This is a genomic window from Amycolatopsis halotolerans (genome assembly GCF_042647905.1).
Classification (GTDB): Bacteria; Actinomycetota; Actinomycetes; order Mycobacteriales; family Pseudonocardiaceae; genus Amycolatopsis; species Amycolatopsis halotolerans.
Map to the genome: position 1 here is coordinate 1 of NZ_JBHRWI010000010.1, position 5975 is coordinate 5975.

At 69.4% G+C, this 5975-nt stretch carries 4 protein-coding genes and 1 pseudogene; 2 read left to right on the forward strand and 3 right to left on the reverse strand.

The features are described from left to right. Positions 1–209 precede the first annotated feature (209 nt). Positions 210–1157 (forward strand): cold-shock protein, encoded by a 948-nt coding sequence (locus ACFORO_RS07530; protein WP_446681621.1) that lies wholly within the window; start codon positions 210–212, stop codon positions 1155–1157. 231 nt (positions 1158–1388) lie between these two features. Here ACFORO_RS07530 and ACFORO_RS07535 read toward each other — a convergent pair. Together ACFORO_RS07535 and ACFORO_RS07540 are read right to left on the reverse strand one after the other, a co-directional pair. Further along, positions 1389–2198: pseudogene (locus tag ACFORO_RS07535) on the reverse strand (IS5 family transposase); the annotation flags it as partial. 461 nt (positions 2199–2659) lie between these two features. Continuing rightward, positions 2660–4174, reverse strand: coding sequence for an MFS transporter (locus ACFORO_RS07540; protein WP_377876533.1), 1515 nt, complete (start codon positions 4172–4174; stop codon positions 2660–2662). An 89-nt stretch (positions 4175–4263) separates the two neighbouring features. Between ACFORO_RS07540 and ACFORO_RS07545 the strand changes: the two genes are divergently transcribed. Beyond that, the gene (locus ACFORO_RS07545; RefSeq protein ID WP_377876531.1) at positions 4264–4836 is read left to right on the forward strand and encodes a TetR/AcrR family transcriptional regulator; all 573 of its coding nucleotides are present in this window, start codon (positions 4264–4266) and stop codon (positions 4834–4836) included. A gap of 448 nt (positions 4837–5284) precedes the next feature. Here the strand turns inward: ACFORO_RS07545 and ACFORO_RS07550 are convergent. Continuing rightward, positions 5285–5975 (reverse strand): IS630 family transposase (locus tag ACFORO_RS07550; RefSeq protein WP_377896505.1); only part of this gene is annotated, 691 nt, incomplete at its 5' end.

Below are 5975 nucleotides of genomic sequence, written 5' to 3' on the forward strand. Positions count from 1 at the left end.
CCCTCACACAACCCCGGCAACACCAAGAAAACGGACACCAAAGGTTAAAACTCAAGCTTAGACCTGGTCTCAAAACTCGGCGTGTCGCTAGGTGAACCAACGGCCCGCCCCTGGCTCCGCACCGCCCGCCGGTAGGCCCGGCCCGACGGACCGGAGGTCTGTCAGAGAGACTGGGGGCCAGTGCCCGCCCTCTCGACCTGGAGACTTTGATGCCGCAAGGGACCGTCCGTTGGTTCGACGCCGAACGGGGTTTCGGCTTCCTCGCGCCCGAGGACGGCTCGCCGGACGTGTTCGTGCACGCCTCCGAGATCGTCGGGGACGGCAGCGCGAAAGTGCTCCGCGAGGGTCAGGCCGTCGTGTTCGAGGTCGGCGAGAACGACCGCGGGCCCCAGGCGCTGCGCGTTCGCGTCACCGCCGATGCGGCCACCGGCAGCGCCGTGGGCCTGCTCGGCACCGTCAACTGGTACGAGCCGGGCAAGGGGTACGGCTTCGCGTCGCCGGACGGCGGCGGCGCCGACATCTTCGTGCACAGCTCCGCCATCGTGACCGGCGGCGTGGTCACCGAGGGGCAGCGGGTGGCCTTCCTGATCGTCGAAGGCGAGCGCGGCCCGCAGGCCGGGCACGTGATCCCGCTGGGAGCAGGGGCCGGCTCACCCGCTGCGGCTGGTATCGCGGACGGTGCCGACGGCACGGTGGCCTGGTACGACGAGGACAAGGGCTTCGGCTTCATCAACCCCGACTCCGGCGCCGGGGACGTCTTCGTTCACGCCCGGGCCCTGGCCGAGGGGCTGACGTGGCTCGCGGAGGGCGACCGCGTCGCCTACGAGGTGGCTAGTGGAGACAAGGGCCCGCAGGCCCGCGACGTGCAGCTGGTCCGGGGTGCTGAGCCCCAGACGGCGCCGCAGCGGTCGGCACCTGCCGCGGCCGCACGGCCGGCGGCGCGGGACGCGCCCGTACGAGGCGGCGAGGGCGTCGTCGCGCGCTACGACGACGACCGCGGCTTCGGCTTCATCACCCCGGACGCAGGCGGCGACGATCTCTTCGCCCACGCGTCCGCGATCATGGGGTCGGAGCCGCTGCGGAAGGGCGACCGGGTCCGGTACGCGGTGCGTCAGAGCGACCGGGGCCCACAGGCCGACCGCATCGAACGCCTCTGAAGAGGCGGCCCCACCGATGGCTGATCACTTCCCGACGAGAGTGCTCGTTCATCCCCGTCGATGATGCCGTCAGCAACGCGGGCTGCAGCCTCCTCCAGGAGATCGATCTCCCTCGTGGTGACGGGGGCCCCGTGCCGACCCGAGGACCTGCTCCGCGCTCGGAAACTCACCCAGTCACCCCACCCAACGACACAGAGCTACCGATGTATCCCAAACGAGTGAATGGATGCGTTAGACCTGGTCGCAGAGCTCGATCTTGATGAGCCGGCGGACGTTGATCACGGTGCGGGCCAGCGTGAGTAGCGCCAGCGTGGTGCGTTCGGTCCGGTCGTAGCGCAGCCCGAGGCGTTTGAACCGCAGCAGCCAGGAGATGGTGCGTTCGACAACCCAGCGGACCCGGCCGAGGCGGGACTTGCCCTCAATCCCGCGCCGGGCGATACGGACCTTGATACCGCGGCGGGTCAGGCAGCGGCGGTAGTCGTAGCCCTTGTCGGCGTGCAGCTTGTCCGGTCGGCATCGTGGCCGGCCCGCCCGGCCGTGGTGGCCGCGCACGGTCGGGTTCGTGTCCAGCAGCGGCTCGAACAGCATGCTGTCGTGGGTGTTTGCCGCCGACAACATGATGTGCAGCGGTAGCCCGTTCGCGTCGCACAGAACGTGGTACTTGGAGCCAGCTTTACCCCGGTCAGTGGGGCTGCGGCCGGTCAGCTCGCCCCCCTTTTTTTTCGACCGCACCGACACCGCGTCGATGCAGCCTCTGGTCCAGTCGAGCTCGTCGATGTTGGACAGCTCGTCGAGCACGAGCTGGTGCAGCCGGTCCCACACGCCGGCGTCCTGCCACTCACGTAACCGCCGCCACGCGGTGTGCCCGGAACCGCATCCGAGCTGCTCGGGTAGGTCTCGCCAGCGGCAGCCGGTGTCGAGCACGAACAAGATCCCCTCTAGCGCGGCACGGTCATCGATCCGGGGCTGCCCACCCAGACCGCGCGCCGCTGGTCGGGACGGGATCAGGGGTTCGATCAGCTCCCAGAGCCGGTCTTCGACCCGTCACTGCTGCGTCGTCTTCGCCACGACTGCCCACGATCGACGACCAGGACCGGCAGGCTACGCAGTGGCACACCCTTAAGTTTTGAGACCAGGTCTTAGTCCGGGCGAGATCCGCGCCCGGACCAGCGACCGCCGCTGAACCGGGAGCGCTCGCCGTCGAGCGGAGTCATTCCGTGTGGCCGGAAAGCAACTACTGATCCGGCGGAGCACCTGGCGACTGTGCCCGAAAACCTTCGAGCGGCAAGCGCTTCACTGAGCTGCACAAGCGGGATCCGAGCAGCGCCAAAGGTTTCCGCTCGCCTCAGCGCCCGCTCCCGCATCTCGATGCAGGACGGCACCCGCACTCGTCAAGCATCGACGGATTGCCGCCCGCCCGGAAGCGTTTTCCACGCCCGCCAACAGAAACTGCGCGGCCCGTCAGGCAGGCAGCTCTTGCTCACCTGCCCGACGGGCCGGGATCACGCCGACATCGCGGCCTCCTCCGGTTGAGGTGCCTGCGGGCCATTCCGACGGCGTCCCAACAAGAAGTACGCCTGCACCGCCGTGTACACGAGGATCGCGGCGCCCACCCACGCACTCGTGTGCAACGCCGTCACGAAGGACTCGCGGGCGGTGCTCAGCAACTCCCCACCTTCGGCAGCGGGCAGAGAATGCGCGGTGGCTACCGCGCCGCCAAGGGTGTCGTGGGCCGCGGCGGGCGTGGTGGCGGGCAGGCCCGACTGGTAGACCGCCGTGGCGAGGCTGCCCAGCAGGGCCGTGCCCAGTGCGCCGCCCAGTTCGTAGCCCGTTTCCGAGATCGCCGACGCGGCACCGGCGCGGTTGACCGGGGCGGCGGAGATCACGAGGTCGTTCGTGAGGGTTTCCGACAGCGCCACCCCGCCGCCGACCAGGACGAACGCCACCACGACCGCGGCCAATCCGGCGTCGGCTCCGATGGTCGTCAGGACCAGGAAGCCAGCCGCGCCGAGCAGCAGGCCCAGGCTGACCAGGACCGGCACCCGGACTCGGCGGGCGAGCCACGCGGCTGCCAGGGCGCCGACGACACCGGCGACCGTCGCGGGAAGCATCCACAAGGCCGCGACCAGCGGGGTCAGGCCGAGCACCAGCTGCAGGTACTGCGGCAGCAGGAACAGCAACCCGACCAGGGCGAACACGCCCAGCAGGTTCGTGATCACCGAACCGGCGAACGTGCGGTTGGCGAACAGGCCGAGGTCCAGCATCGGCTGCTCAAGCCGCCGCTGCCGGCGCACGAACGCGGTGCCCAGCACGAGCCCGGCCACCATCGCGAAACCGGCCGGCCAGGTGATGCCCTCCGTCGCGGCGATCTTCACGCCGTAGACGACCGGCAGCATCGTGCCCAGCGACAGCAGCGCCGACCACGGGTCGAAGCGGCCCGGGTTCGGGTCGCGGAACTCCGGCAGCAGCAGCGGGCCCGCGACGAGCAGCAGCACCATCACCGGGACGTTGATCAGGAAGACCGAACCCCACCAGAAGTGCTCGAGCAGCCAGCCGCCGACGACCGGGCCGACCGCCATGCCGCCGGAGAACGCCGCGCTCCAGATCGCGACCGCGGTGCGCCGCGTGCGGTCCTCGGTGAAGATGCTGCGAATCAGCGACAGCGTGGACGGCATCAGCGTCGCGCCGCCGACGCCCAGCAGCGCCCGCGCGACGATCAGCATCAGCGGCGACGTGGCGAACGCCGCCAGCACCGAGGCCGCGCCGAACGCCGCACCGCCGATGAGCAGCAGCCGCCGCCTGCCGATCCGGTCGCCCAGCGTGCCCATGAAGACCAGCAAGCCGGCCAGGACGAACGAGTAGACGTCGACGATCCACAGCTGTTCCGCACCCGTGGGCGCGAGGTCCTCGCTGAGATAGGGCAGGGCGAAGCCCAGGACTGTCGTATCCACGCTGATCAAGAGGACCGGCAGCACCAGAACTGCCAAAGCCCACCACTGGCCTCCGCGCCTCACCATGGCGCACTCTTCCTTTCTTATACCGTCCAGACGGTACAGTTTCGTTCCTGAGGTAGAAGGTAAACCGTCTGGACGGTATAGTCAAGGCGATGGCTAAACCTTCAGCACGTGAACGCATCCTCGGTTCGTACGAGGTCATCCTCGCCGACCGCGGCCCGGCCGAGATCACGCTCGACGCCGTCGCGGCGCACGCCGGGGTGTCCAAGGGCGGCCTGCTCTACCACTTCGGCTCGAAGGACGCCCTGCGCGACGGCCTGCTCGAACGCCTGGAGCGGCTGACCGACGACGATCTCGAACGCGCGCGGAGCGCGCCGGAGGGCGTGGTCCGCTACTACCTGCGCTCGGCGATCACCGACGTCACGAGCGACCTCGCGCTGCACCGCACGACAATGGCCGCGATCCGGCTGGTGCTCAACGACCCGATCGCGGCGGAGGTGTCGCGGCGCTGCACCGAGCGCACCCGCGCGCTGATGCTGGAGCACATCGAAGACCCGCTGACGGCGGAGCTGGTGATGCTGGTCGGCGAAGGCCTCTACATGCGCGCGGCGCTGGGCGAAGAGGCGACGGAAAGCCTGCTGGCGCAGATCGACGAAATCGCCGACCGGATCCAGGCCGGAGCACCGGCCAAGGCGACAGTCGCGGCGGGGCACCGGAAAAGCTGAGTCGCGGGGACCGCTGCGCCCGGCTTCATGTCCGCGAGGGGGACCCTGATTCCCCATGCCGGGAACTTAAGGCGGTGCCGTGGACGCCCCGCTGGCGCTGTTCCGCGGCTCGGCTGGTTCGGCCCGGTTGAGCGCAGGTCGCCGTGGGCCCGGGAGCGGAAGCCGGTAGTGGTCCGTGAGGGGACCCCTTGGGGGAATCAGATTCCAATGCCAGGGACTTAAGGCGGCGCTGCGAATGCGGTTTGCCCAGGTCGGAGGACCTGGGCGGGGCCAGGCGTCCGTGAGGGGAACCCTGAGGGACTCTGATTCCCTCAGGGTTCCCCTCACGGACTTCAAGACACAGTCACATGGCGGCGAATCGGGTATTTCGGCGCCATTAGCGTCCTCTGTGGACGGTCAGCGAGCCGAGGTCACGCGGCTTATTGGTCCGTAAGGCAAACTTGTCGTGTTATTCGGCGGCGTAGCGGACTTCTTCTTTGCCGAAGAAGGCTTTGACCCGGTCGGGCTGGTTCTGGCGGCGGCGCAGGTGGGTGCGGGCCTCGGTGGCGAGTTCGTGTTTGTCGCCGGGATTGGTGTGTGCGACATGGCGTTTGGTGTCGCCGTTGAGCAGTTCCACGGGGTTGAGCTCGGGGCTGTAGCCGGGCAGGAAGTGCAGTTCGATCCGGTCGGCCCGCTCTGCCGTCCAGTCGCGCACGGCCCTGGACCGGTGCACGGGGTGCCGGTCGGCGACGAGGTGGATCTTGCGGTCCAGGTGCCGGGTGAGCCGGTCGACGAACCTGATCATGATCTCGGTCGTCAGGCTGCCGTGGTAGACGGTGAAGTACAACTCGCCCTTGTTGCTGATCGCGGCCATCGCGTTGGCCCCGAACCGGACGCCGGGCTTGCCGATCACCGGGGTCCGCCCGACCGGCGCCCAGCTCGCGCCGACCGCGTTGTCCGACCGCAGCCCGGTCTGGTCCAGCCACAGCACCGTCCCGCCCTCGCGGCGGGCCCGGGCGGCGATGGCCGGATAGGTCTGCTCCAGCCAGCACGCCACCGCTTCGGGGTCCTGCTCGTAGGCCCGGCGGACCGGCTTCTGCGACGAGAGCCCCCAGCCGCGCAGGTACTTGCCGACCGTCACCCGCGACAGCCTGATGCCG